The following is a 25,225-nucleotide window of genomic DNA, read 5'->3' on the forward strand; positions in this document are numbered from 1 at the left end:
AATAACCTCACATTCAAATATCATATATATTATACCATAAATCAATGTTTAGAAATTGCTTTTTGTTGTTTTTTAGGCGTTTTTGTTGTAAAATAGAAATATGAAAAAAACAAATATAATGAGGAGGATGAAAAATGACTTTCGAAATAGAAAAAAAGGGTTTAAATAACGCCTTAGAAATGGCAAGTAATGCCGTTGCCAGAAAAACAACAAACCCCGTCTTAGCAGGAATAAAAATGCATGCAACCAAAGATAAGTTACATATATATGCAACAGACTTACAAACTGGATTTCATATATCTCTTGATTCAAAAAATAATGATGAAGAATTTTCATGTGTTGTAGATCAAAAAGTTTTTTCTGAAATAGTAAAAACATTACCAGATGGACTCATAAAAATAACTTATAATGAAATACTTGAAGTTGAATCTGGAAACTCCAGTTTCAAAATTCCCACTATGGGTGCAGAAGAATTTCCAAAAGTTATACCAGATGTAATGGGAAGTACATTAGAACTTGAAAAAGATACTATATTAAAAATGATAGAAAAAGTAATATTTTGTGCTTTAAAAGACTCAGACCCATTATCAAAAAATTTAAATGGTGTTTATTGGGATTTCAGAGAAGGAGGATACTTAACCTTAGTTGCATCAGATAGTTATAGACTCGCATTATCTGAAAACAAAATTCAAGAAGATACAATTCCTTCATCTTTTCTTCTTTCATTAAAAAGTATGGAAGAATTGAAAATCGTACTCTCTAATTCCAAAACAGAAAAAATAAAATTAAATTTTGATGGTTCAAGAGCTTTATTTCATTTTGATGATGAAAATATAGAACTCGTTTTAAATGTTGTAGATGCAAAATATCCTAATTACACCGATATAATTCCACAAGCTTTTAAAACAAAGATGACTATATCAAATTCACAGTTCATGAGCTCTTTAAAAAGAGTATCAATTGCTGCTGGAAAAACAGAACAAATAAAAATGCAAATAGAAGAAGACTCTATAACCTTTACTGCAAACTCTCCGGATGTAGGAGAAGCAACAGAAACTCTTCCTATAGAAAAAGATGGAGAAGACATGTTAATAGCTTATTCACCAAGATTTTTAAGAGAAGCAATTGAAAAAATTGAAACAACAGAAATAGAATTCAATATATCTGGAGATATAAATCCCACTATATTAAAACCAATTCAAGATAATAGCTATATGTATATAGTTATGCCTACAAGGTGGGCATGATGTTAAAAGTAGGTTTTGGATATGATGTTCATGCATTGGTAAAAGGAAGAAAATTAATATTGGGTGGTTTAGATATTAAACATCCGAATGATCTTGGTCTTTCAGGTCATTCGGATGCTGATGTATTATTACATGCTTTGATAGACTCATTAATAAGTATTTCTAATTACGGTTCAATAGGAGAACTCTTTCCAGAAAATAAAGAAAATAAAGATATAAGTAGTCTTATCTTGCTGGAAAAAACTGTTAAAAAATTGAATAATGATTATATTTTAAAAATAAACAATATAGATATAACTGTAATAAGTAAAAGTATAAGAATAACTGAAATAAGAAATGATATATCAAAAAAAATAGAAAAAATATTAAAAATAAAAAAAGACCAGATAAACATAAAGGGGAAAAGCGGTAACTCCATAGGAAATGCTGGAAATGATAAAGCTATTGAAACTTACTGTGTAATTCTTGCTGAAATACAAAGAAGGGATAAAAATGAATGAAAAAACTTCTCGAAACTTTACATTATTAACAATGTTCATATTATCCTTAATTTCAAATACAGTTGCCCCACTCATGACAACAATACAAGACACCTTTTCAATAACAGTTGCAACATCATCCATGATCCCAGTAATGACTACCGTTGGTGTATTAATATCTAATTTGAGTGGAAGTCTATTAATAGCTCAATTGGGATTAAAAACATTTTTAAATATTTCATTGATAGAAGCCTTAATCGGAAGCATTATTTTTTTAATTTCAAAAAATTTTACAATGGTATTAATAGCAGTTTTCTTTATAGGAGCTTCTACAGGTAGTGGATTCATGAGCTTGAGCAGTATAACAGCTCATCTTTCAGAAAAATACAAAAATTTTGGTACATTGAATGGTTTTTTTGGAGTTGGAGGAATAGTTGCTCCATTTCTTGCTGGAATATTTATAAAAAATAATATAAATTTTAGAACTATATATATATCATACATAGTAATATTAATAATTATGATGTTCTCATTAAACACAAGAAAAATAATAAAAAATATAAAATATGAGCCAATAAATATAATAGAAGCTTCAACAATAATAAGCAAAAAAACAGTCATATTACCTTTATTATTATTCTTACTTTATTCTGGAACAGAAATAAGTGTAATAACTTGGTCTGGAAATTTTTTAAACACTGAAATAGGCTTAACAAAATCAAATTCATCTATATACTTGAGTATATTCTGGATATTATTTACTTTCGCAAGATTTGTAACAAATTATTTGAATAAAAAGATAACTTCTTTAAAAACTATACAATATTTTTCTATTCTCTTCATAATAAACTTAATACTACTATTAACAACCAAAAATCCTATATTTTTTATACTAATAGGTCTATCATTTGGTCCAATATTTCCTTCAGCTCAAAACTATTCTTCAAATATATTAAATGGTAGAGAACTTGGACTATTCAATGGCCTAACCTTCGCAGCAACGGGATTGGGAGCTTTAATAATATCACCAATAATGGGAATAATAGGAGAAAGCAATCTCTATATGTCATTTTCAGTACCATTTTTAACCTTTGCAATAATAGTAATATTAACTAAAATTCTACATAAATAATCTGGGAGGGGGATATCCTGGTGAAATATTCAAGATTAAAGACAGGAGCAATAAATGGATTTAATGTTGAAGAAATACTTGTAGAAATAGATATAAACTCAAGATCAACAATTCAAAACTTTAAAATAGTTGGCATGCCAGCAACATCAATAAAAGAAAGTGAAAAAAGAATATTAAGTTCAATTAGAAATAGTAATTATAGAGTGCCAAATGGCTCAATAATAGCAAATCTATCACCAAGTTCAATAAAAAAGGAAGGTTCACATTTTGACCTTCCTGTTGCATTATCTATTCTTGAAGCATCTAAACAAATAAAATCAATACCAGAAAATTTATATACTTTTGGTGAACTTGGTTTAAACGGAGAAATAAGACCTGTAAATGGTATAACTCTTTATTTAATGGAAATAAAAAATAAAATAAAAAATAGCAAATTCATAATACCGAGAGAAAATCAAGATGAAAGTCAATTCATAAAAAAAGAAGATATATTTGTAATAGATCATATAAAAGACATAGAAAAAATATTATTGGGAAAAACAGAAAATTATAAACCAAAAATAGATAAAATAATAGAAGAAATATCAGATTTAGATTTTTCAGAAATAAAAGGTCAATTTCTAACAAAAAGGGCCATAGAAATAGCCGCCTGTGGATTTCATAATATAATAATGAATGGACCTCCAGGTTCAGGTAAAACAATGATAGCCAGAAGAATTCCAACGATACTCCCAAACATGACTAAAGAAGAAATAATAGAAACAACAAAGATATACTCTATTTCTGGAATGATAAACAAAATCATAGAAAAAAGACCTTTTAGAGCACCTCATCATACAGCTTCATCAGCTTCAGTTATTGGTGGGGGTTCAAATCCAAGACCAGGTGAAATAAGTCTTGCGCATAATGGAGTACTTTTTATGGATGAATTTCCTGAATATAAAACAGATGTAATAGAAGCCTTAAGACAACCTTTAGAAGATGGAAAAGTTACAATTGCAAGATCAAAGGCTTATGCAGAATATCCTGCAAAATTTATGCTCGTAGCAGCTCAAAATCCTTGTCCTTGTGGATATTATGGTGACAAAGAAAAAGAATGCACATGCTCTATGGTGCAAATAATGAATTATAATAAAAAAATATCCGGACCCATATTAGATAGAATCGATATAAGAATATCAGTTCCAAGAGTAAAAATAGATGAATTAATGTCAAAAGATCCTGCTGAAAAATCTGAAAACATAAAAGAAAGAGTTTCTAAAAGTGCTCTTATTCAATTAAAAAGACAAAATAAATTGAATGGGAAATTAAATAATAAAGAATTAAAAAAATTTTCTAACATGTCGGATAAAACAGAAGAATTTCTAAAAAACACTTCAAAAAAATTAAATTTAACTGCAAGATCTGTAAACAGAATAATAAAAGTATCTAGAACAATCGCTGATATGGATGAAAAAAAAGATATACAAATAAAACATTTAGCAGAAGCTTTTAATTATAGAGGAAAAGATTTATTTTAAATATAGGGGGAATAAAATTGAAAAACTTTGATGATTTAATTTTAAAAGCAAAAAAGGGTGGAAAAAAAAGAGTTGTTGTTGTTGGGGCTGAAGATATCGAAGCAATAAAAGCTGTTTCAGAAGCAGAACAAGAAGGATTTGCAGAACCTATTCTTGTTGGGAACAAAGAAAAAATTGAAGAAAACTTAAAAATAATAGAAAAAAACTATCAAATAATAGAAGCAGATTCAGTAGAAGATGCTGCTGGAAAAGGCGTAAGATTAGTTTCTTCATCGACAGCTGATGTACTTATGAAAGGTAATATAAAAACATCAACATTATTAAAAGCTGTCTTAAATAAAGAATGGGGATTAAGAACTGGAAATGTTTTATCTCACTGTGCAGTAATAGAAACTGAACACTTACAAAAATTAATAATGGTAACAGATGGTGGAATGATAATAAATCCAACACTGAAAGAAAAAATTTCGATAATAGATAATTCAGTTTCACTCGCCCATTCAATTGGTATAGATATCCCAAAAGTTGCATTAATAGCTGCTGTAGAGGTTGTAAACCCAGATATGCAAGCTACTATGGATGCTGCAATACTAACTCAAATGAATAAAAGACATCAAATAAAAAATTGTATTATAGATGGTCCTCTTGGTATAGATAATGCGCTTGATATGATGGCAGCTAAAATAAAGAAAGTAGATGGTGATGTAGCGGGAAAAGCAGACATATTAGTTGTTCCCGATATACACTCTGGAAACTTCTTAGGAAAATCCGCAATATACTTTGCAGGTGGTAAAATAGCTGGCTTAATTTTAGGAGCAAAAGCTCCAATAATAGTCGTATCAAGAGCAAATGATTCAAAATCTAAATTAGCCTCTCTAGCGCTTGGAGTTTTGAATGCTTAAAAAAGAATTCAAAATACCTTATTTTTTTGAACTCTTCATAATAACAATAATAACTATTTCAATTTCAAAAATAAATGCAATTGCAGGTATTTTATCTGCAATTGCATTTATTATTTTATATTTAATAAAAAAAAATTACACAAAATCAATATTGATAATACCCATAATATTAAATATGTTTTTAATTTCAGATATTCCAAATAAATCATTGGGAATGCTTGGAACAATAATAGACAAAGATGATGGTAAATATAAAATAATGATAAACAAATTCTATGATGAAAATTGGAAAAAAACAAACAAAATTTATATAACTTATTATTCAAAATTCTCAGTTGAACCATTAAAAAATGGACAAAAAATCTATCTATATGGTAAAAAACAAAATAATAACATAATAAAAACAGATTACATTGCAACTAAAGGAAATAAATCAATACTTCAAATAAAAGATCTAATAATAAATCAATTAAAAAATAGACTAAAAGATCCTAATACTTTCGACATAGTAAAATCAAGTATTATGGGAAATATACAAAATAAAGAAAAATTTAAAAAAACAGGAACATTACATCTATTTGCTGTATCTGGATTTCATGTATATATAATATACTTTATCATATCTAAAATAATAAATTTATTAATATACAAAAAAAACATACGATTAATACTTTCAACAATAATAATAAATTTCTATTTAATACTAACAGGATTTTCTGCAAGTTCATTAAGAGCTGTATTATTATTAAGCATAATAAACATATTTAAGATATTAGATCTACAATATGATAGTCTAAACATATTATCTTTAATAGGATATATAAATCTCATAATAATCCCAGAAAACCTACAAAACATAGGATTTTTAATGAGTTATTCAGCTACATTTATGATACTGTACACAAATAAAAAGCTGTATAAGTCAAAAATAAAAAATATAATAATACCCATATCAGCTTATATAGGTATATTTCCAATTTCTTTATATTCGTTTGGAGAAATATCATTATCAGGAATAATAATAACTCCAATAATTTCTCCTATAATAGGACTATTAATATTATTAGGTTTTTTTAATATATTAATAAATTCTGTAATTTTACAATCATTCACAAATACAATAAGTAGTGGAATATTAAACTTTCTAAAAATATTTGAAAATATTCCGCTATTAAAAATTGAAAATAACTTTTTAATATTTATAATATGGTGCATAATATTCATTTTTTATATTATAATTTTAAATCATTTAATAAAACCAAGACCTTTAAGATAATTTTGAGCAACAACTTTTGGTTCATATCCTTCAACATCAACTAAATAATTAAGCCTTATCATTATATCTTCATTCAAATACCTTTTTAAAGGTTTTAAAATATCTTTGATTTCAGGATATTTATCCAATATTTCTTTTCGAACCATAACAGACGGATAATATGCTGGAAAAAAGTTTTTATCATCATTTAAAACAATTAAATCATATTTTAAAATTAAAGCATCTGTAGAATAAACCATTGAAACATCTATTTTTTTACTATTAAGAGCTGTATAAGTCAAACCAGCTTCCATAGTTTTAATATTCACTCTTGGAACATCCATCTCATAATAACTTAAAACAGAAAAAATACCATCTGCTCTTTGATAATATTCTGGATTAACACCAAAAATAATATCTTTATTTTCTTTCAAATATTCAGAAAGATCACTCAAAGAATAAATATTATTCTTTTCTGAAAACTCTCTTCTAACAGCCATTCCATAAGTATTATTAAAATTTATCATATCTAACCAAACTATAGAATTTTTTTCTAAATCTTCTTTTGCCACTAGTTCAAATAATTTAACTGGATCATAAATTCTTTCATCTTTCTTAAAATATGCAGCCCAAGCTGTTCCTGTATATTCTGGATATATATCAACTTGACCTGTTTCAATTGCCTTTCTCAATGGAAATGAAGAAAGACCAAAATTTTCTTTTATTTCAAAACCATTTTCTTTCAAAAGTTCGGATACTAAATTTGATACAATATACCCTTCTGTAAACATCTTTGCTCCAATGATCAATTCTTTAGTAGCAAATAAATTTAATATTAAAATCATAAACAAAAAAATAGTTAACTTTTTCTTCATCAAAAACACCTCCTATTTTTATATTTAAATAATATCATATTTTTAAATTATTTTAAAATTTAACATTTTTATACCATTTGACTTTAAAGAAAATAAATATTATAATTGATTTATATAGATTAAATCTAAAAAAATTAAAAAGAGGTGGTAAAATGTCATTTTATGAATTATCAGCAAAGACTAATATGGGTATAAACAAAAACATGAGTGAGTATAAAGGAAAAGTCCTATTAATAGTAAACACTGCGAGTAAATGTGGTTTTACTCCACAATATGAAGAATTACAAGAACTTTATGAAAAATATAAAGGAAAAGATTTTGAAATACTTGCATTTCCATGTAATCAATTTGGCGAGCAAGAACCTGGCTCAAATGAAGAAATTAGAAGTTTCTGTAAATTAAATTATAATGTAACTTTCCAACTATTTGATAAAATAGATGTAAATGGAGAAAATACTCATCCAATATACAAATACTTAAAATCTGAAGTAAAGGGTCTTTTAAATAGTGAAGATATAAAATGGAATTTCACAAAATTTCTTTTAGATAAACAGGGCAATGTAGTAAAAAGATATGCTCCTATAAAAAAGCCACTTTCTCTATCAAAAGATATTGAAAAATATTTAAATAAATAAAAAATAAACGAGTAGATTTAATTCTGCTCGTTTATTTTTTATGCAAAAGTTTTAAAATGAATATGATAAAATATATAAAAAGTGATTAAAAAGGAGAAACAAATGATAGATATAATATCTGTATCTGATGAAGAAGTCACATTAAAAAACAGAGAAAACAAAAATTATGATCTATTGATTGGATGTGGAGACCTTTCACCTGGATATATGGACTATGTAAATAATGAATTCAAGCCTTCATTGAGTATAATGGTACATGGAAATCATGATAAAAAATACTTCCCAGAAGTATACAAAGAAGAAAATGAAAAATATTCTGATATATATAAAGGTTTTCTTGTTCTAAATAAAAGTCTCATAAACCTAAAAAGATACATAAAAAAAGATATCAATATAATGGCCTTTTCAGGAGCTTTATCATATGGAATAAAACCATTTCATATATCTGAAAAAGACACTGCAAAATTCAAAAGAGATATTAACATAAAAATGCTTCTAAAAAGAATTAAAAATATAGACATAGTAGCGACACATAATCCGCCTCTAATAGAAAACACAATAAAAAAATTTGATAGATATCATATACCTTCAAAAAATTTCGGTGATATGTACAAACAAATATTTCCTAAATTATGGTTATATGGACATATACACAGAGCTTATACTATAAATCAACTTGATTTTAAATTAAGAAAAGAAAATATGATATCCTATATGATAAATTCAGTTCCTTATCAAAAAATAAAATATGATGAAGAGAAAAAAATTATTCTTGAAATAAAAAGATTAAAAGCTACAAAAACTAAAGAGATAGTTTTAAAATAATTTGGGGGATTAAAAATGTACAATAATAGAAATAAACTAACAGATGAATATTTAAAAGCCAAAAAAATTGGAAAAAAAGACTTTATAAGTAAAATTAGTTCTGGAAAAGAAGGTTATTTACCATCCTTAGAAAACATAATAGAAAATGTTGATATAATAAGGGAAGAAGATCTCGGATTAGTTGATATACCTTTAGAAAAAATTCAAGGTACTTACTATCATTCAAGAGCTTTATCCTTTGCAAATAATTTTTACCCAATATTCGATGAAAAAACAGAATTTTCTATAAAATGGATAAATCTATTACAAATTCAATATGAAGAAGGTATAAGAGATCCAATAGAAGTTTATGAATATCTAAACTGGTTCTACGTTGTAGAAGGTAATAAAAGAGTCAGTGTTTTAAAATATGTAAATGCCTATTCAATACAAGCAAAAGTGAAAAGACTCGTTCCAAAATGGGATCCAGATGATCAAGAAATAAAAATATACTATGAATTCTTAAAATTTTATAAAAAAACAAAAATTAATGAGTTATGGTTTACAGAAGAAGGAAAATTTGCTCAAATGTATGACATAATAAAAACTCACAAAACTCAAAATTCTCTTATAAATGATAAATATAAAGATTTCATAACAACTTATTTCATACCTTTTAAAAAAACTTATAATATAATTGGTGGACAAAAATTAAAAAAATCTGCCGGCGATGCTTTTTTAAAATATATAGAAACATATGGATTAATAATAGATTCAGACAATAAAATATTCAAAAATAAGGTAAAAGAAATAATAAAAGAAATAGAAAGAGAATCTGGTACAGAAGGATTAAATATATGGCAATTACCAAGAATATTATTCACAGGTGAAACAAAAATAAAAGTAGCTTTCATATATAATACTGGAATAAATGAATCTGCATGGACTTATTCGCATGAAATAGGCAGAAAATACGTTCAAGAAAAATTTAAAAATGAAATAGAAACAAAATCTTTTGAAAATATAGATAATATAAAAAAATTCAAAGAATTAATGGAAAAAATTGAAAAAGAAGATTATAAACTAACTTTCTCAACAAGTTTTGACTACTTAAATGAACATAAACAATCTCAATTTCAAAATGTAAAATTCCAACATTTTTCTGGATATCAAACACAAGAAAATATAAACACCTACTTTGGAAGAATGTATGAACCAAGATATTTAACTGGAATAATAGCCGGATTAAAAACAAAAACAAATGTAATAGGCTATGTAGCTCCTTTTGGCATACCTGAAGTAATAATGGGAATAAATGCTTTCGCCCTTGGTGTAAAATCAGTAAACCCTGAAGCAAAAATTTGGATTGGATGGACAAACTCTTGGGCAAATAAAGAATATGAAAAAAGAACAACAGAATATCTTATAAACATGAAAAATTCTGATATTTTAACTCATCATCAAGACAGTGCAGAAGTCATGAAAATTGGAGAAAAATATGGAGTTTATACTATAGGATATCATTTTGATATGAGAGAATTCGCACCAAAAACCTATTTAACTTCAGTAATATGGAAATGGGGAAAATATTATTCAAATATAATACAAGATATAATCAAAGGCTCTAATTTTTCTTTCTTTGATTTATTTGGAGGATCCGAAGAAATTGAAAAATTCTGGGGTGGATTAAAATCTGGTATAGTGGACATAGCTCCTATGAGTAATAATATAAAACCTCAAACACAAAATTTAATAAACATAATAAAAGAACAAATAAAATCCGATGATAATATGATATTCAAAGGCCCTATATATGACTCAAAAAGTAATCTTAAGATCCCAAGAAATGTACAAATAAATGATGAACAACTTATAAAAATGAATTGGTTCTTAGATAATATTTTATTTGAATAATGAAAATATAAAAAAGAGAAGATATATCTATTAAAAATATCTTCTCTTTTAATGTTAAAAAAATTAAAAAGGACTAAAACCTTTATTTTCTTTCAAATAAGCCAATGAAATTTCTTTAAATGTTGCATATCTTCCAACATCCTCATCAGTTTCGATCAATATCTCTTCATTTATATTAGCAACAACTTTACCATTAGGAACTGTTTCACCCTTATTAATAATCCTATGCTTAGATTTTGCATCATCTATAGTATCAGAATATAAAACTTTTCCTTCTTTTATTATAGCAAAAGAAGTCGAAATCTCTTCAAGTTCATATATTTCATGAGATGAAATAATAATAGTTTTATTTCTATCTATTGCAAAATTTCTAATTATATCCAAAATTTCATGTCTAATAACTGGATCAAGATTTTGAGTAGGTTCATCCAAAATTAAAAGATCTGCTCCACTTGAAATAGTCAAAGCAAGATGAAACAAAGTTTTCTGCCCCATAGACATAGTTGAAACTTTCTGATTTAAATCATATCTATAATGAAGAATAAAATTAGAAAAAACTTCTTCATCAAAATTCGGATATAACATTTTCCATAATTTAAAATAATCTTCGCCTTTAAATCTTTTAAAAGTCAATCTATCTTCAGACATAACAGCTATATTAGTCTTAAGCTTTGCACTAAATTTTTCACCAAATATACTTATATTACCACTATCTGGTTTAAGATCTCCATAAAGACATCTCATCGTAGTAGTTTTACCCGCTCCATTAGGACCTATTAAAGAAAAAACTTCTCCTTCTGGAACTTCAAAAGATACTCTATTCAAAATAGTTTTAGAACCAAAACTTCTAACCAAATTATTAACAGAAATCATTATTTCTGAACCCCCTTTCTACAAAAAAATATAAAGGCAGAAATAAATAAAATAATACTAAAAATTCCAGATAATAATAAAGATTTTTGAAAAATAGGTGAAAAAAGTTTATATGGATTCATATTTGGAATATCAAATCCGCCTATAATACCAACAAAAAAGTCTATTGCAAGTACTAACAAAGGTATTCCAAAATTATCCATTCCAAAAGTAACGCTTAAAATAGAAACAGAGTAATAAAAAGTTATAAATATTAATTGTTTAATAAATAAACTCCAAATCATAAAATTAGGTACTTGATAAAAAGCAATTCCCGCAAAAGTCGTTATGGTAGTGATAAAAATTAAAAATAAATATGAATTCAAAAAGATATCTCTATATGAAAAAGGAAGAGCTATCAAAGTTGAAAATTTTCCATTATGTATATCAGAAGCCAACATAAAAGTTATAAAAATAAAAGAAAAAATCATCTTTGTATAAATTTCAGGAATCATTAAAAAAAGTGAAAATATTGCAATTCTTCCAGCTTTTTCAGTAAATTCTTTCATAAAATAAGCTTCAGTTTTTTTAAGAAAATCAGTCATCTTTCCATACCTCCTCCAACAAAAGCATACTCATCTGTAAATCAATATTACAATTTTTGAGTGCCTTAACAGCATCTCTTATTATATTAATTGCCTTATCACTCACAGAACTGTCCTCCATTATAAAATAACCAACTCCATGTTGAGCTTCAATAAGGCCTTCATTAGATAATTTTTCCAAAGACCTCGTTACTGTATTTATATTAACACCAAAAATTTTTTGCATTTCTCTAACAGGTGGAAGTTGATCTCCACTCTTCAAGTTTCCCATTATAGTTTCCTTACGAATTTGATTCATAATCTGAATATATGCAGGGATTCCACTATGTTTATCGACCTTCCCAAGCATTAAAATCACATCCTTCTAATCAATTCTATTAATAAGAATACCCTTATCATTTCTTATATCAAACTCACCTTTATTATCTTTTCTTGTTATTATTTCAACATCCCCTATTTCTCCATACAACTTAATACTTCTTTTATCCTCTTCCCAATTATCAAGATATTCAAGACTACCATTTATAGTAGTACCAGAAGAATAAAAATTTTCTGTTTCATGAAGCTTTAAATCGAAATTAATAGAAGTACCTTCAAAGTTTAATTTCTTTACATAAAATTCACCAGAAATATCTAAGACATCAGATTTAATATTAAATGTTTCTGAATCTATAAGAAAATTATTTAATTTAACAGAAACTCCATCGATATCTATAAAATCAGAATTAAAAAAAGACGTCAAATAAACAACATTGCTATTTATATGAATATTTTTAGAATTAATGCCATTAAAAACTTTTAGATTAACGACATCTAAATCAATATATTTAGACGAAAAAGAAGAACCTTTCATTTCTAAATAAGATGCATCGACAAAAAGAGATGTATAATCATTATTCTTAGTCCCTATAATTATCTTCATCTTAGCATTCAAATAATCTCTTGAATCAAAAATAAGTTTATTTCCATCATAATAATAAGTTAATTCAGAAGGTATGGAAATCTTATTAGACTCTTCATCAAAAACCAGTTCAAATGCACTTCCTCTAAAAGAAATTTGATTAGAACTCTTTATTTCCATATCTGGAATATAAACCCTTGAAAAATCATATTTCCAAATTTTTTTATATTCATTATCATTGTATAAATACATCCAAAAATTAGAAAAATCTCTTTCAAAATTCCTACTTTTATAAACAGCTATAGAAACTCCAGGCAATAGAAAAAATATAGCTACAAAAATAATTAAAAAGACAGTAAACTTTCTAAAATTCAAAGCTAACATAAAAATTGTCAAAAAAGCAAATATAACCTTAAAGACTGCCGAAGGAATAAAAACCCCTAAAATTGCAAATAAAACTGCAATAACAGCTCGAAATATATATTGATATTTCTTGGTCATTAAAATACCTCCCGATAAAAATTATTTATTTAGTGTTATATTAAAGTATAACACTTAAGTTTAAAGTTTGTCAAGCTCACAAACTTTTTTTAGAAAAACTTAACGTATAATTCCGATAATTTTGATAGAAATTAGTTTAATCGAAATAGATTATATGTTATAATATATATAAAAGAACTTTAAAAAACAAAAATAAAAATTAACAATTATTTTTATAATTAGACAATCGAGGAGGGACACAAATGGGAAAAATATTCAAAGATGATGTCTCAATAGTTTTATCTGGAGAAGCAGGTCAAGGAATTCAAACAATAGAAAAAATACTGACAAAAATACTAAAAGAAGAAGGTTTTAATGTATTTGCAACCAAAGAATACATGTCAAGAATAAGAGGTGGTAGTAATTCTACAGAAATAAGAGTTGGATCTGATACAGTTAGAACACATATAAACAAAATAGATCTATTATTACCCCTAACAAAAAAATCAGTAGATCATTTAGAAAATCGTATAGATACTGAAACGATAATAATAGCTGAAAAAGAAACTCTAAACCTTGATAATAAAAACTTAATAGATATTCCTATTTTTAAAATTGCCAATGAAATTGGAAGTAAAATATATTCAAATATAGTTGCTGTTGGTTTTGTTTTATCATTATTTGGAATAGAAAAAGAGCAACTGAAAAAACATATGGAAAATTATTTTGCAAAAAAATCAAAAGATATAATACAAAAAAATATTCAAGCGATTGAAAAAGGTTATGATGAAGGTAAAAAACTTTATTCATCAGAAGATCTAAAAATTCAAATAAAAAATAATGAAGAAACAAAAGATAATCTATTAATAAATGGAAATGATGCCGTGGCCCTTGGAGCTTTAGCTGGAGGTTGTGATTCTATATTTTCATATCCTATGACTCCTGGTACAGGTGTTTTATTATCTCTTGCAAATTTTTCACAAAAATTTGATGATATACTCGTTGAACAAGCAGAAGATGAAATAGCTGCAATAAATATGGCCATAGGTGGATGGTATGCTGGAGCGAGATCTATGGTGACAACATCTGGTGGAGGGTTTTCTTTGATGGAAGAAGGAGTTTCTCTTGCTGGAATGCTTGAATCGCCCATGGTAATTCATATAGCTCAAAGACCTGGACCCGCAACAGGATTGCCAACAAGAACCGCACAAGAAGATTTAAATTTGGCTTTGTATTCAGGTCATGGTGAATTTCCAAGAATAATATATGCTCCAGGTAATATTGAAGATGCATTCTTTATTTCTCAAAAAGCTTTCAATGAAGCAGATAAGTATCAAGTGCCAGTATTTCTATTAACTGATCAATATTTTGTTGACTCTTATTATAATGTTAAAAAATTTAATTTAGATAATATAAAAATAGAGAAATATTTTATAAAAACTGATAAAAATTATAAAAGATATAAAATAACTGAAAATGGTATATCACCAAGAGGTATACCAAATTACGGTGAAGGAATAGTTGGAGTTGATTCAGATGAACATGACGAATATGGACACATAACAGAAGATTTAGATATAAGAATCAAAATGATGGATAAGAGAATGGGTAAATTAGATCTATTAAAAGAAAATGCCATAATGCCTGAAATAATAGGTTCTGAAGATTTTAAAAATCTCATAATATCTTGGGGCTCTAATTATAATTCTGTAAAAGAAGCTTTAAAAAAATCAAAAATCAAAAACACATCTATGCTTCATTTCACACAATTATATCCTCTAAATAACAAAGTAAAAGACTTATTAAAAAAAGCTGAAAAAATAATAGTAGTTGAAAACAATGCAACTGGACAATTCGCAAATTTATTGAAATTAGAGACAAATATAAATATTGATAATAGAATTTTAAAATATGATGGAATGCCATTTTCAGTTGAAGAATTGATTAAAAAAATAGAAGAAATAATATAAGGAGGTATTAACATGAATGAAACAAAAACTTTCTCACTCGATTATGAAGATAATTTAGATATAGCTTGGTGCCCTGGATGTGGAAATTTTGGTATATTAAACTTATTGAAAAAAACTCTTGAAGAGATCGAAAACCTAAATCCTGAAAATTTTGTTTTAGTTTCTGGAATAGGACAAGCAGCCAAAATACCTCATTATTTTAAAACAAATTTTTTCAATGGTCTTCATGGAAGAGCTTTACCAGCAGCAACAGCTATAAAAGCAACAAGACCTGATTTAACAGTTATAGCTGAAAGTGGTGAAGGAGATATGTATGGTGAAGGCGGAAATCATTTCATACACACTATAAGAAGAAATATAAATATAACAAATATAGTACATGATAATATGATATACGGATTAACAAAAGGTCAAGCTTCACCAACAACTCAAACTGGCATGACAACTCCTGTACAAGTAAATGGCGTAATATTAAAACCATTTAATCCAATAGCTGTTGCAATAGCAACTGGTGCAACTTTTGTCGCAAGAGGAAGTGTAACAGACCCTAAAACAACTACTGAAATAATAAAAGAAGCGATAAAACACCCAGGTTATGCCCTAGTAGATATATATCAACCTTGTGTGACTTTTAATAAAATAAATACTTTTAAATGGTTCAAAGATCATACATATAAATTAGATGAAAAATACGATTACACAAACAAAGAAGAAGCTATCAAATTAGCTTTAAAAGAAGATGAATTTCCACTTGGAATAATATATAAAAATACTGAAAGAAAACCTTTTGATGAACAGTTAAGCATATATAAAAATACAAAAGAACCTCTGTATAAAAGGCAAAGAAATTTAAAAAGAATTGAGGAATTCATTAATTCCAAAAAATAAAAAGGGGGAAATATTATGGAATTGAAAATTGGAGAAAAAGCACCAAATTTTAAAATTTTAGATCAGGATGAAAAAATTTTTGAATTAAATGATTTCAAAGGAAAAAAAATATTACTTTCTTTTCATCCATTTGCTTGGACACCTGTATGTGAAACACAGATGAAAAACTTGGACATAAAACATGATGAATTTGAAAACTACAATGTAATTCCAATTGGAATAAGTGTAGACTCAGCACCTTGTAAAGCTGCTTGGGGAAAAGAATTAAAATTAAAAAAATTGAAATTAGGCTCTGACTTCTGGCCTCATGGTAAAATAGGAAAAGATTATAATCTATTTTTCGATGAAAAAGGATTTGACAAAAGGGCAAATGTTTTAATAGATGAAGATGGAAAAGTAATATGGATGAAAGAATATGAACTTTTAGAACAACCTAACTTAAGTGAAATATTTGATTTCTTAAAAAAATAAAAATTTAACCGAGAGTTCAAAACTCTCGGTTTCTGTTTATACTCTTAAACATGATATAATACTATGAAGATAAAAAATAAAACGGGATGTGAAATGATGAAAAAATTTTTAAAAATAATAATCTTATCTTTTATTATAGTATTTATATTATTCAGTATATGGTCATTAAATCCATTAGGACCGATGAAAGAAGCCAAAGAAATTTTAAATTCAAATAATGAAGGAATACAAATAGAAAATACTTCTAATATAGTATTCAAACCTCAAAAGTATGAAACTGGATTAATATTTTATCCTGGAGGAAGAGTAGATCCAAAATCTTATTCAATATTTGCAGAAAAATTGGCAGAAGAAGACATATTAGTAATAATAGCAAAAATGCCTTTCAATCTTGCAATATTCAATTCATATAAAGCTGATAAGATAATACAAGATTATCCAGAAGTAAAAAATTGGTATATATCTGGTCATTCACTTGGCGGAGCAATGGCAGCAAAATATGTCTATGAAAATCCAGATAAAATAAAAAATCTCATATTATACGCAGCATACCCAGCCGAAAACAATGACCTTTCAAATTCAAATATAAATGTATTATCCATTTATGCTGAAAATGATGGACTTGCAAATCAAGAAAAGATAAAAAATAATAAACAATATTTACCAGATTCAACAAAATATGTTGAAATAATTGGAGGAAACCACGCACAATTTGGATATTATGGAGAACAAGAAGGCGATAATCCATCCCAAATAAGCCGAGAAGAACAAACAAAAATAATTATACAAAATACCCTAAACTTCATAAAAAAATAAGACCTTAAAAAGGTCTTATTTTTTATATCAATCCTCGTCCTTTAATGAGTCAAGTTCAGATTCATCAGAAAGTTCTATTTTATAAATCCAACCTTCACCTTCAGCATCTTCATTTATTTTTTCTGGAGCGTCTTCAAGATCAGAATTTACTTCTATAATTTTTCCGCTAACAGGTGAATAAATATCTCCTGCTGATTTAACAGATTCAACTGAACAAACGGCGTCACCTTTCTTTATTTCTTTTCCAACTTCTGGAAGATCTACATATGTTATATCTCCCAATTCGTCAGCTGCACCAACCGAAATTCCAACTGTTCCAACATTGCCTTCAACAATCACATATTCATGAGATTCAGCAAACTTCTTCATAAAATCCCTCCTACCGAAAAATTATAAATGTATAGCTTTACCTTCAGCACCTTCTATGGCACCGAGGAATGATTCCGTTAAAGTTGGATGAGGATGTATCATATCTGCCAATTTATCAACTGTCAAACCTTCTTTAACAGCAATTACCCCCTCCATAATCATATCAGTTGCATTAGGAGAAACAGCAGATACACCCAAAACTTTGCCACTTGATTTATCAGCAATTATTTTGATAAATCCATCTTTTTCTTCCATGGTTCTCGCTCTACCATTAGCAGAAACTGGAAATTTTGAAATAATAACTTTTTCTAAATCCACATCTGATTCTCTCAAACCAGTTGAAGCAACTTCTGGACTTGAAAAAATAATAGACGGAACTGCTGAATAATCCATAGTTTTAATTTCTCCAGCAATATTATGTGCTGCAACAATACCTTCCATACTTGCAACATGAGCAAGCATTATTTGAGCTCTCAAATCTCCAATAGCATAAATATTATCTATATTAGTTTTAAGAGTTTTATCTGTAACTACACCTTTTTCTATTTCTAATCCAAGATCTCTCAAATCTTGAGGAATATTAGGTTTTCTTCCAACAGCCATTAAAACCTTAGAACTTTCAAAAGAAATCTCTTCATTCTTTTCTACATCGAGAACTTTAGTTATAAAAGAATCATCATTTTTTTCAACTCCAAGAACCTTATGCTTTTCTAATATCTTAACACCTTTTTTCTTCAAAGACTTCTTGACTTCATTTGCAACATCTACATCCTCATAAGGAAGTATATGATCAAACAACTCAACAAGTATTACCTTTTTACCAAGAGTTGCAAAAAAAGTTGAAAATTCTACTCCTATTACTCCCCCACCCATAATCAAAATAGATTCAGGTAATTCATCCATCATAAAAACATCATTACTTGTCCAAATTCCTTCAACTTCAGAAAATGGTGGAAACATAACAGGAACAGAACCATGTGCTAAAATGATATTAGAAGACTCTACAACTTCTTCTGTTTCTTTTATCATAATATGATTCTTATCTTTAACAATTGCGGTACCTTTGAGCACTTCTATATTATTTTTTTTCATCAAGAACTCTACACCTTTTCTTGACATTGTGATAGATTTATTCATATGTTTCATGATACCTTTTACATCATAATCAACATTATCTATATTTAAACCAAACTTCTTTGATTTATTATTTATCTCATCATATAAATGTGAAGCTGCCAACATAGCTTTGGTAGGTATACAACCCCAATTAGTACATGTACCACCAAAATTTTCTTTTTCAATTATAGCAACTTTTTTTCCAAGTTGTGCAGATCTTATTGCTGCAACATAACCACCAGGTCCTCCGCCTATAACAGCTACATCAAACACAATTATCTCCTCCTTATATAAATACGAGTATCACCCAACTTATCCTCATCAACTGCTAAAAGTTCATGACCTTCAGATCTTATATTATCCGGAATTCTCTCCTTAGATAAAGGATAATCAACAACTACTACGAGAATTTCTTCTGGCTTCATCTCTCTCAAAGTATTTCTACACTGAATATCCGGAACTGGACACATCTCTCCCCTGACATCTAAAACCTTATCAGGTTTTATAGATTTTATTTCTTCAATAGAAGAAGAATAAATTTTAACCATTCCAGAAGAAAAAGCTCTTGTTCCTTTTATCCCAGAAAGTGCAGATATAGCAGCTTCAATAAGCTCATATAAATATTTAGAAGCTAAATCATATCTCTCAGTATTTTCAAGCTGAAAAGATCTTATCAATCCATAATTTTTTAAATATTTTAAATGTCTATAAACCGTTGAAATATCCATATCTAATTGCTTTGAAATCTCTGTTGCAGTAAAACACTGTTCTTTTAATAAAATTAAAATCTCAAGCCTCGATTGATTTGATAAAATTTTAAACAGTGTAGGTAAGTCCAACGATTGTAATCTCGAATCAAAAATTTTCATATGTACTCCTCCATAATAAATACTTCCATATGAAATATTATAACAAATAAAATAAAAAAAATAATAGATTTTTATAATATTAATTTAAAACTTCTAAATATAAAAAGCGAATTTTAAATTTCATTTTGGTAACATAACATTATTGTAATAAAAAACTTTTAAAACAAAAACCGGCAAAAGCCGGTCTGAATTATCCTAAAGTTATTTTTACAGGTGTAGGATTTTTTATATTGTCAGAAACAGGACATCTTTCTTCAACCTGTTCTAACCATTTATTCAATGTTTCTTCATCGGCATCAGTATCAGGAATCATTTTAACATTTATTTCTTGATATCCAGCTCTTTCTTCATCAGATTTTCCCATGAATTTTGCAGGATTTAAAAATCCATCTAACTGTACCTCAAGTCCCTTTAATTCAAAACCCATTTCCTTAGCAACAACATGTCCAACTACATTTAAACAACCAGCCAAAGCAGCTTGAACATATTCAACTGGATTTGGTCCATGATCAGTTCCACCTAAGTTTGATGGTTCATCAACGATTATTTCAAAATTTCTTGCTTTAACAACAAGTTTTGTAGGATTTTCACATTTTGCACTTACATTAACAGTCATTTTTGGCATAAAAACAACCTCCTTATTTGGTATATGATAAAATATACAAATTCATTATATAAGAAATATATTTCATAAACATTTCGTTACAGTTCTTATACTTTAATTTTTCTTTAACCAACCTTAATAATTATATCACATTCATTTTTTTAAAATTAAAATACAAAAAAAAATAACATTTTGTGAATATTCTCACCATATGATATAATATAATGGTAATTAATTTATCATGAAGGGGTGAATCTATGAAATTCCTAAATTACATATGGGATTTTGGGGGAACATTATTTAACATATATCCTGCTTATAGTAAATCTGTTATAAACATATTAGAAAAAAATGGAATAGAAGAAAATTTTGAATCGATTTATAAAAATTCTAAAATTTCCAAAAAAGCTCTTTTAGATTATTTAAACGAAAAGTATCAAATTGACAAATCTACAGAAAAAAATATAAAAAAAGCTGAATCATTCGTTCCTTTTGAAGAAAGACAACCTTTCGAATTCACAGAAATGATATTAAAATATGTTGTAAAAAATAAAGGAAAAAATTTTATATTTACACATAGAAGTTATAAATCAGCTTCAACTTTATTAGATCATTATCATTTATCTGGATATTTTTATGATATAGTCACAAAAGATGATCTTTTTGAAAGAAAACCTCATCCTGAAGGTATCAATCATTTAATAAACAAACACAATTTAATAGAAGAACAAACAATTACAATAGGCGATAGAAAAATAGACATCATCGCCGGGAAAAATGCAAATATCTCAACTATATATTTTAATCCTTGTGGAAAAAAATTTGAAATTGCAGACTATAATATAAAAAATTTTAAAGAAATTCTTGAAATAATAAAATAAAAAAGAACTGTTTTATAAAACAGTTCTTTCTTATTATTTCACCAATTTATCAGCTTTTAATATAAATGATTCAGGAACATTAATTCCAGCATTTTCAGCTCTCTTTAAATTCACATAAAGGTTCAAATATTTTGAGTCTATAACTTTAGACTCCATATCAAAAGTACTCTCACCATTTATCAATCTTATAAGTATTTCTCCTGTAGCCCTTCCCATTGAATAATAATCAAAACCAAATCCTATAAAAGCTGCATTTTCAGAAGATCCTTGATCTGAAGCAACTACTGGAATTTTATTATCATAAAATATCTTACCTAAAATTTTTGAACTTGAAGCAACCAAATTATCTGTTATCAAATAAACAACATCTATCATATCTATATTAGAATTGACAGAGGTTATAAGTTCATTTACATTACTGCCAGCAACTTCTATTATATTAAGTCCTATTTTATTTCCTATATTTTTTGATCTATCCAATATAAATTTAGAATTTGCTTCCCCAGGATTATATAAAATTGCTATATTTTTCTTAGTTGGCATTATTACTTTCATCAATTTAAAATGTGTTTCAATAGGTAACATATCACTAATTCCAACAACATTAGAAGTATTCTTACCCCAATTCTCTATCAAACCAGCCCCAACTGGATCACTTACAGCTGAAAAAACTATTGGCTTATCATCTATTTCATTCTTTGCTGCTTGTGCTGATGGTGTAGAAATTGCAACAACAAAATCAGCATCATTTTTAAATTTTTTAGCTATAGCCAAAGCATTTTGAAATATCCCTTGTGCATTCTGATAATCAATATCAGCCTGAATACCTTCTGCATTTAAAGCATCTATAACTCCTTCGTATACAGAATTCAAAACTGGATGATCTACTATCTGTGAAATACCTATCTTTAAAGAAAAAACAAAAATAAAATTGAACAAAACAAAACTTAAAACTAAAAATCTTCTCATAATAATTCCTCCCTTAATTTATAAACATAAATAAAAAAGCGGGTGTCTTTTTTAAAAGACACCCGCCAATCAATTTCGCCTTATCTGCTAAAACAGATTAAGGGCGACATTTGGGTGCCGCCCCTAAAAAATGAAAATATATTTATTAAATTTTTATTATTATCCTTAATCATAAAAAATCACCTTAAATAATCAAAATTAAATTCATTATATCATCATAAAAAAATTATGTCAATATGAAAAAATCTTCCTAAACTACTAAACAATTTCTATTGATATTTGAATTTATATCATTAAAAATCTTCCCATCTTTTATTTCAACAATTCTTGTAGGATATTTTTTTAATAATTCAAGATTATGAGATATCATCAAAATTGTAATTCCATATTTTTGATTTATTTTATAAGTTAAATCCATAACTTTTTTAGAATTTTGAGGATCTAATGCTGCAGTATGTTCATCTAATAATAATATATCAGGCTTAGTCATAGAGGCTATTACAAGAGAAAGCATCTGTTTTTGACCTCCAGATAAATTAGAAACTTTTGTTTTTAATCTTTTCTCAAGACCTATCTCTAAACTTTCAAGAAATTCAACTCCTGTTAAGCTTCGGAACATCAAATGTTTATTTCCTTTTCTTGAACCCAAAATAAGATTTTCTTCTATAGTTAAATCCGGAAAAACTCCAATTTCAGGATTTTGATAAACAACCCCAAGTTTTCTAAAAAGAAAATGAGATTTTTTATTTTTTATTACTTTACCATTCAAAATATAATTTCCAGATACAGGCTTAATTTCACCAGTTAAAACCTTAAAGAATGTCGTTTTACCTGCTCCATTTTCACCTATCACACTTATAAAATCACCTTTTTTTATGTTAAGATTAAAATCTTCAAGAACCGTTTTTGAAATAACTCCATTATCATAAATCACCTTTATTTTTTCAAGAGAAACCATTTTTTCACCTCCAATTTTTCAAAACCTATAACTAAAATTATAAATAAAGCTGTTAAAAGTTTCATATCACTGGATTTAAAGCCTATTGCATATCCATATTTCATAGCAACTGCTAATAAGAATTGATATATAATAGCCCCTATAACTGGAGCAAAAATATTAAAAGCAAAATTTAATTTTCCAATTAAAATTTCTCCTATTATTATTGAAGCAAGAGAAGTTACAACTATACCAGTCCCCATATTAACATCACTAAATCCAGCATAAGAAGCAAAAATAGCTCCACCTAATCCGGCTAAAAAATTTGAAAAAAACATCCCAAAAGAACTTAAAATATTTGGATTCATTCCTAAATTTTTTATCCCTTCTTTATTACCTCCAAAACCTCTAAGAGCAATACCAAATTCTGTTTTAAATAATATATAAAGAATAATCAAACTTCCACAAAGAATTAAAAAAAGCACCAAAAATCTATTATCTCTTTTTAAAGGACTTAAAGTAACTTTTTTTATCTCTTGTTTCTCTTGAATATCATTTCCATCTTGAAAATCAAAATCACCCAATAAATCATCTAATTTATTACTCTCTTGAATAATTTTTTCAGAAGAATAATTTCCACCATCTGGTACTGGAAGATTGGGTGCATCCATAATTCTTATATTTACAGAATACAACATAGTCATTATTAAAATACTCGCAAGCAAAGAATTAACTTTCAACTTATTTACTATTAAAGCTGTAAAAAAACCAGAAACACCAGCAAAAAAAGCTCCCAAAAAAACACATAAAAACCATGGTATTCCTGAATACATAAGAATTACAGAAACTGCTGCTCCTGTAACATAAGAACCATCAGGAGTCAAATCTGGCATATCAATAACTCTAAAACTCACAAAAACTCCAACCGAAACTATAGCCATTATCATACCTTGTTCGAAAATCGACAAAACATCCATATTTTATTACTCCTTTATTAATATATCTGCCTTATTTATAATATTTTTTGGAACAACAATTCCAGCATTTTCAGCTCTCTTTAAATTCACATAAAGGTTCAAATATATAGGATCTATAATTTGAGATTCTATATCAGAAGTACTCTCACCATTTATCAATCTTATAAGTATTTTTCCCGTAGCCCATCCCATTGAATGATAATCAAATCCAAATCCTATAAAAGCTGCTTTCTTAGCAATTTCAACATCTGAAGCAACTACTGGAATTTTATTATCATAAAATATTTTCGACAAGATTTCAACACTGGAAGAAACTAAATTATCTGTTATCAAATAAACAACATCTATCATATCTATATTAGAATTGACAGAGGTTATAAGTTCATTTACATTACTGCCAGCAACTTCTATTATATTAAGTCCTATTTTATTTCCTATATTTTTTGATCTATCCAATATAAATTTAGAATTTGCTTCCCCAGGATTATATAAAATTGCTATATTTTTCTTAGTTGGCATTATTACTTTCATCAATTTAAAATGTGTTTCAATAGGTAACATATCACTAATTCCAACAACATTAGAAGTATTCTTACCCCAATTCTCTATCAAACCAGCCCCAACTGGATCACTTACAGCTGAAAAAACTATTGGCTTATCATCTATTTCATTCTTTGCTGCTTGTGCTGATGGTGTAGAAATTGCAACAACAAAATCAGCATCATTTTTAAATTTTTTAGCTATAGCCAAAGCATTC

27 protein-coding genes are annotated in these 25,225 nt (G+C 27.1%); 14 read left to right on the forward strand and 13 right to left on the reverse strand.

What is annotated here, in order from left to right; all coding sequences use genetic code 11:
- The first annotated feature begins 134 nt into the window (after nucleotides 1–134).
- Genes dnaN through C7380_RS05060 form a run of 6 tightly spaced genes read left to right on the forward strand, consistent with a single transcriptional unit; the run spans nucleotide 135 to nucleotide 6,556 of the window.
- Complete coding sequence (gene dnaN, locus C7380_RS05035) at nucleotides 135–1,247, forward strand: DNA polymerase III subunit beta (protein WP_109604391.1); 1,113 nt, start codon at nucleotides 135–137, stop codon at nucleotides 1,245–1,247.
- Nucleotides 1,247–1,747, forward strand: a complete 501-nt coding sequence (gene ispF / locus C7380_RS05040; RefSeq protein ID WP_109604392.1) for a 2-C-methyl-D-erythritol 2,4-cyclodiphosphate synthase — start codon at nucleotides 1,247–1,249, stop codon at nucleotides 1,745–1,747. The genes dnaN and ispF overlap by 1 nt, the downstream gene beginning before the upstream one ends.
- Complete coding sequence (locus tag C7380_RS05045; RefSeq protein ID WP_109604393.1) at nucleotides 1,740–2,858, forward strand: MFS transporter; 1,119 nt, start codon at nucleotides 1,740–1,742, stop codon at nucleotides 2,856–2,858. Before ispF ends, C7380_RS05045 begins: the two co-directional genes overlap by 8 nt.
- A gap of 20 nt (nucleotides 2,859–2,878) precedes the next feature.
- Nucleotides 2,879–4,378, forward strand: a complete 1,500-nt coding sequence (locus C7380_RS05050; RefSeq protein ID WP_109604394.1) for a YifB family Mg chelatase-like AAA ATPase — start codon at nucleotides 2,879–2,881, stop codon at nucleotides 4,376–4,378.
- 17 nt (nucleotides 4,379–4,395) lie between these two features.
- A complete protein-coding gene (locus C7380_RS05055; protein WP_109604395.1) occupies nucleotides 4,396–5,280 on the forward strand; it encodes a bifunctional enoyl-CoA hydratase/phosphate acetyltransferase in 885 nt (294 codons plus the stop codon).
- The gene (locus tag C7380_RS05060) at nucleotides 5,273–6,556 is read left to right on the forward strand and encodes a ComEC/Rec2 family competence protein (protein WP_109604396.1); all 1,284 of its coding nucleotides are present in this window, start codon (nucleotides 5,273–5,275) and stop codon (nucleotides 6,554–6,556) included. The genes C7380_RS05055 and C7380_RS05060 overlap by 8 nt, the downstream gene beginning before the upstream one ends.
- On the opposite strand, the gene C7380_RS05065 is transcribed toward C7380_RS05060, so the two are convergent.
- Entirely contained in the window at nucleotides 6,526–7,410 is an 885-nt protein-coding gene (locus tag C7380_RS05065; protein WP_109604397.1) for an ABC transporter substrate-binding protein, read from the reverse strand. The genes C7380_RS05060 and C7380_RS05065 overlap by 31 nt on opposite strands.
- A 152-nt stretch (nucleotides 7,411–7,562) precedes the next feature.
- On the opposite strand from C7380_RS05065, the gene C7380_RS05070 reads away from it, so the two are divergent.
- From C7380_RS05070 to C7380_RS05080, 3 genes are all read left to right on the forward strand, one after another.
- Nucleotides 7,563–8,045, forward strand: a complete 483-nt coding sequence (locus C7380_RS05070; RefSeq protein ID WP_109604398.1) for a glutathione peroxidase — start codon at nucleotides 7,563–7,565, stop codon at nucleotides 8,043–8,045.
- 102 nt (nucleotides 8,046–8,147) lie between these two features.
- Nucleotides 8,148–8,870 carry a metallophosphoesterase family protein gene (locus C7380_RS05075; RefSeq protein WP_109604399.1) on the forward strand — a complete coding sequence of 241 codons (723 nt, stop codon included), beginning with the start codon at nucleotides 8,148–8,150 and terminating at the stop codon, nucleotides 8,868–8,870.
- 15 nt (nucleotides 8,871–8,885) lie between these two features.
- On the forward strand, nucleotides 8,886–10,763 hold the full coding sequence (locus C7380_RS05080) for a BMP family ABC transporter substrate-binding protein (RefSeq protein WP_109604400.1): 1,878 nt from the start codon (nucleotides 8,886–8,888) through the stop codon (nucleotides 10,761–10,763).
- 63 nt (nucleotides 10,764–10,826) lie between these two features.
- Here C7380_RS05080 and C7380_RS05085 read toward each other — a convergent pair whose 3' ends face one another.
- Genes C7380_RS05085 through C7380_RS05100 form a run of 4 tightly spaced genes read right to left on the reverse strand, consistent with a single transcriptional unit; the run spans nucleotide 10,827 to nucleotide 13,622 of the window.
- Nucleotides 10,827–11,636 carry an ABC transporter ATP-binding protein gene (locus tag C7380_RS05085; protein WP_240597510.1) on the reverse strand — a complete coding sequence of 270 codons (810 nt, stop codon included), beginning with the start codon at nucleotides 11,634–11,636 and terminating at the stop codon, nucleotides 10,827–10,829.
- Nucleotides 11,636–12,220, reverse strand: coding sequence for a hypothetical protein (locus C7380_RS05090; RefSeq protein WP_109604402.1), 585 nt, complete (start codon nucleotides 12,218–12,220; stop codon nucleotides 11,636–11,638). The genes C7380_RS05085 and C7380_RS05090 overlap by 1 nt, the downstream gene beginning before the upstream one ends.
- Complete coding sequence (locus C7380_RS05095) at nucleotides 12,213–12,569, reverse strand: GntR family transcriptional regulator (protein ID WP_109604403.1); 357 nt, start codon at nucleotides 12,567–12,569, stop codon at nucleotides 12,213–12,215. The genes C7380_RS05090 and C7380_RS05095 overlap by 8 nt, the downstream gene beginning before the upstream one ends.
- 15 nt (nucleotides 12,570–12,584) lie before the next feature.
- Nucleotides 12,585–13,622 carry a hypothetical protein gene (locus C7380_RS05100; RefSeq protein WP_109604404.1) on the reverse strand — a complete coding sequence of 346 codons (1,038 nt, stop codon included), beginning with the start codon at nucleotides 13,620–13,622 and terminating at the stop codon, nucleotides 12,585–12,587.
- A gap of 242 nt (nucleotides 13,623–13,864) precedes the next feature.
- Here C7380_RS05100 and C7380_RS05105 point away from each other — a divergent pair, with 242 nt between their 5' ends.
- From C7380_RS05105 to C7380_RS05120, 4 genes are all read left to right on the forward strand, one after another.
- On the forward strand, nucleotides 13,865–15,571 hold the full coding sequence (locus tag C7380_RS05105) for a 2-oxoacid:acceptor oxidoreductase subunit alpha (protein ID WP_109604405.1): 1,707 nt from the start codon (nucleotides 13,865–13,867) through the stop codon (nucleotides 15,569–15,571).
- A gap of 12 nt (nucleotides 15,572–15,583) precedes the next feature.
- Entirely contained in the window at nucleotides 15,584–16,459 is an 876-nt protein-coding gene (locus tag C7380_RS05110; RefSeq protein ID WP_109604406.1) for a thiamine pyrophosphate-dependent enzyme, read from the forward strand.
- A 15-nt stretch (nucleotides 16,460–16,474) separates the two neighbouring features.
- The gene (locus tag C7380_RS05115; RefSeq protein ID WP_206050529.1) at nucleotides 16,475–16,930 is read left to right on the forward strand and encodes a redoxin domain-containing protein; all 456 of its coding nucleotides are present in this window, start codon (nucleotides 16,475–16,477) and stop codon (nucleotides 16,928–16,930) included.
- A gap of 96 nt (nucleotides 16,931–17,026) precedes the next feature.
- Nucleotides 17,027–17,746 carry an alpha/beta fold hydrolase gene (locus C7380_RS05120; RefSeq protein WP_158274784.1) on the forward strand — a complete coding sequence of 240 codons (720 nt, stop codon included), beginning with the start codon at nucleotides 17,027–17,029 and terminating at the stop codon, nucleotides 17,744–17,746.
- Nucleotides 17,747–17,773: 27 nt separating this feature from the next.
- On the opposite strand, the gene gcvH is transcribed toward C7380_RS05120, so the two are convergent.
- The 4 genes from gcvH to C7380_RS05140 form a co-directional block, all read right to left on the reverse strand.
- Nucleotides 17,774–18,115, reverse strand: a complete 342-nt coding sequence (gcvH, locus tag C7380_RS05125) for a glycine cleavage system protein GcvH (RefSeq protein ID WP_109604408.1) — start codon at nucleotides 18,113–18,115, stop codon at nucleotides 17,774–17,776.
- A gap of 21 nt (nucleotides 18,116–18,136) precedes the next feature.
- The gene (gene lpdA / locus C7380_RS05130) at nucleotides 18,137–19,504 is read right to left on the reverse strand and encodes a dihydrolipoyl dehydrogenase (protein ID WP_109604409.1); all 1,368 of its coding nucleotides are present in this window, start codon (nucleotides 19,502–19,504) and stop codon (nucleotides 18,137–18,139) included.
- 2 nt (nucleotides 19,505–19,506) lie between these two features.
- Nucleotides 19,507–20,100 carry a sulfurtransferase TusA family protein gene (locus C7380_RS05135; RefSeq protein WP_109604410.1) on the reverse strand — a complete coding sequence of 198 codons (594 nt, stop codon included), beginning with the start codon at nucleotides 20,098–20,100 and terminating at the stop codon, nucleotides 19,507–19,509.
- Between the two features lie 190 nt (nucleotides 20,101–20,290).
- Entirely contained in the window at nucleotides 20,291–20,725 is a 435-nt protein-coding gene (locus C7380_RS05140; RefSeq protein WP_109604411.1) for an OsmC family protein, read from the reverse strand.
- A gap of 236 nt (nucleotides 20,726–20,961) precedes the next feature.
- On the opposite strand from C7380_RS05140, the gene C7380_RS05145 reads away from it, so the two are divergent.
- On the forward strand, nucleotides 20,962–21,585 hold the full coding sequence (locus C7380_RS05145; protein ID WP_109604412.1) for an HAD-IA family hydrolase: 624 nt from the start codon (nucleotides 20,962–20,964) through the stop codon (nucleotides 21,583–21,585).
- Nucleotides 21,586–21,618: 33 nt separating this feature from the next.
- Here C7380_RS05145 and C7380_RS05150 read toward each other — a convergent pair whose 3' ends face one another.
- The 4 genes from C7380_RS05150 to C7380_RS05165 all read right to left on the reverse strand — a co-directional run.
- On the reverse strand, nucleotides 21,619–22,554 hold the full coding sequence (locus C7380_RS05150) for an ABC transporter substrate-binding protein (protein WP_109604413.1): 936 nt from the start codon (nucleotides 22,552–22,554) through the stop codon (nucleotides 21,619–21,621).
- 250 nt (nucleotides 22,555–22,804) lie between these two features.
- Nucleotides 22,805–23,512: an ATP-binding cassette domain-containing protein gene (locus C7380_RS05155; protein ID WP_109604414.1), complete on the reverse strand. Its 708-nt coding sequence runs from the start codon at nucleotides 23,510–23,512 to the stop codon at nucleotides 22,805–22,807.
- The gene (locus C7380_RS05160) at nucleotides 23,491–24,468 is read right to left on the reverse strand and encodes an ABC transporter permease (RefSeq protein ID WP_109604415.1); all 978 of its coding nucleotides are present in this window, start codon (nucleotides 24,466–24,468) and stop codon (nucleotides 23,491–23,493) included. The genes C7380_RS05155 and C7380_RS05160 overlap by 22 nt, the downstream gene beginning before the upstream one ends.
- Before the next feature lie 6 nt (nucleotides 24,469–24,474).
- Nucleotides 24,475–25,225, reverse strand: a 751-nt coding sequence (locus tag C7380_RS05165) for an ABC transporter substrate-binding protein (protein WP_109604416.1), incomplete at its 5' end; no start/stop codon positions are given.

The sequence above is a fragment of the Oceanotoga teriensis genome, assembly GCF_003148465.1.
Classification (GTDB): domain Bacteria; phylum Thermotogota; class Thermotogae; order Petrotogales; family Petrotogaceae; genus Oceanotoga; species Oceanotoga teriensis.

Bases quoted from the DNA above. Each gene is read 5' to 3' on its own strand.
- C7380_RS05090 (WP_109604402.1), bottom strand. From the start codon at position 12,220: ATGACTGATTTTCTTAAAAAAACTGAAGCTTATTTTATGAAAGAATTT.
- C7380_RS05070 (WP_109604398.1), top strand. From the start codon at position 7,563: ATGTCATTTTATGAATTATCAGCAAAGACTAATATGGGTATAAACAAA.
- C7380_RS05120 (WP_158274784.1), top strand. From the start codon at position 17,027: ATGAAAAAATTTTTAAAAATAATAATCTTATCTTTTATTATAGTATTT.
- C7380_RS05075 (WP_109604399.1), top strand. From the start codon at position 8,148: ATGATAGATATAATATCTGTATCTGATGAAGAAGTCACATTAAAAAAC.
- C7380_RS05080 (WP_109604400.1), top strand. From the start codon at position 8,886: ATGTACAATAATAGAAATAAACTAACAGATGAATATTTAAAAGCCAAA.
- C7380_RS05045 (WP_109604393.1), top strand. From the start codon at position 1,740: ATGAATGAAAAAACTTCTCGAAACTTTACATTATTAACAATGTTCATA.
- C7380_RS05060 (WP_109604396.1), top strand. From the start codon at position 5,273: ATGCTTAAAAAAGAATTCAAAATACCTTATTTTTTTGAACTCTTCATA.
- C7380_RS05150 (WP_109604413.1), bottom strand. From the start codon at position 22,554: ATGAGAAGATTTTTAGTTTTAAGTTTTGTTTTGTTCAATTTTATTTTT.
- C7380_RS05065 (WP_109604397.1), bottom strand. From the start codon at position 7,410: ATGAAGAAAAAGTTAACTATTTTTTTGTTTATGATTTTAATATTAAAT.
- C7380_RS05155 (WP_109604414.1), bottom strand. From the start codon at position 23,512: ATGGTTTCTCTTGAAAAAATAAAGGTGATTTATGATAATGGAGTTATT.
- C7380_RS05085 (WP_240597510.1), bottom strand. From the start codon at position 11,636: ATGATTTCTGTTAATAATTTGGTTAGAAGTTTTGGTTCTAAAACTATT.
- gcvH (WP_109604408.1), bottom strand. From the start codon at position 18,115: ATGAAGAAGTTTGCTGAATCTCATGAATATGTGATTGTTGAAGGCAAT.
- C7380_RS05105 (WP_109604405.1), top strand. From the start codon at position 13,865: ATGGGAAAAATATTCAAAGATGATGTCTCAATAGTTTTATCTGGAGAA.
- C7380_RS05095 (WP_109604403.1), bottom strand. From the start codon at position 12,569: ATGCTTGGGAAGGTCGATAAACATAGTGGAATCCCTGCATATATTCAG.
- dnaN (WP_109604391.1), top strand. From the start codon at position 135: ATGACTTTCGAAATAGAAAAAAAGGGTTTAAATAACGCCTTAGAAATG.
- C7380_RS05145 (WP_109604412.1), top strand. From the start codon at position 20,962: ATGAAATTCCTAAATTACATATGGGATTTTGGGGGAACATTATTTAAC.
- C7380_RS05110 (WP_109604406.1), top strand. From the start codon at position 15,584: ATGAATGAAACAAAAACTTTCTCACTCGATTATGAAGATAATTTAGAT.
- C7380_RS05135 (WP_109604410.1), bottom strand. From the start codon at position 20,100: ATGAAAATTTTTGATTCGAGATTACAATCGTTGGACTTACCTACACTG.
- C7380_RS05160 (WP_109604415.1), bottom strand. From the start codon at position 24,468: ATGGATGTTTTGTCGATTTTCGAACAAGGTATGATAATGGCTATAGTT.
- ispF (WP_109604392.1), top strand. From the start codon at position 1,247: ATGTTAAAAGTAGGTTTTGGATATGATGTTCATGCATTGGTAAAAGGA.
- C7380_RS05100 (WP_109604404.1), bottom strand. From the start codon at position 13,622: ATGACCAAGAAATATCAATATATATTTCGAGCTGTTATTGCAGTTTTA.
- C7380_RS05140 (WP_109604411.1), bottom strand. From the start codon at position 20,725: ATGCCAAAAATGACTGTTAATGTAAGTGCAAAATGTGAAAATCCTACA.
- C7380_RS05115 (WP_206050529.1), top strand. From the start codon at position 16,475: ATGGAATTGAAAATTGGAGAAAAAGCACCAAATTTTAAAATTTTAGAT.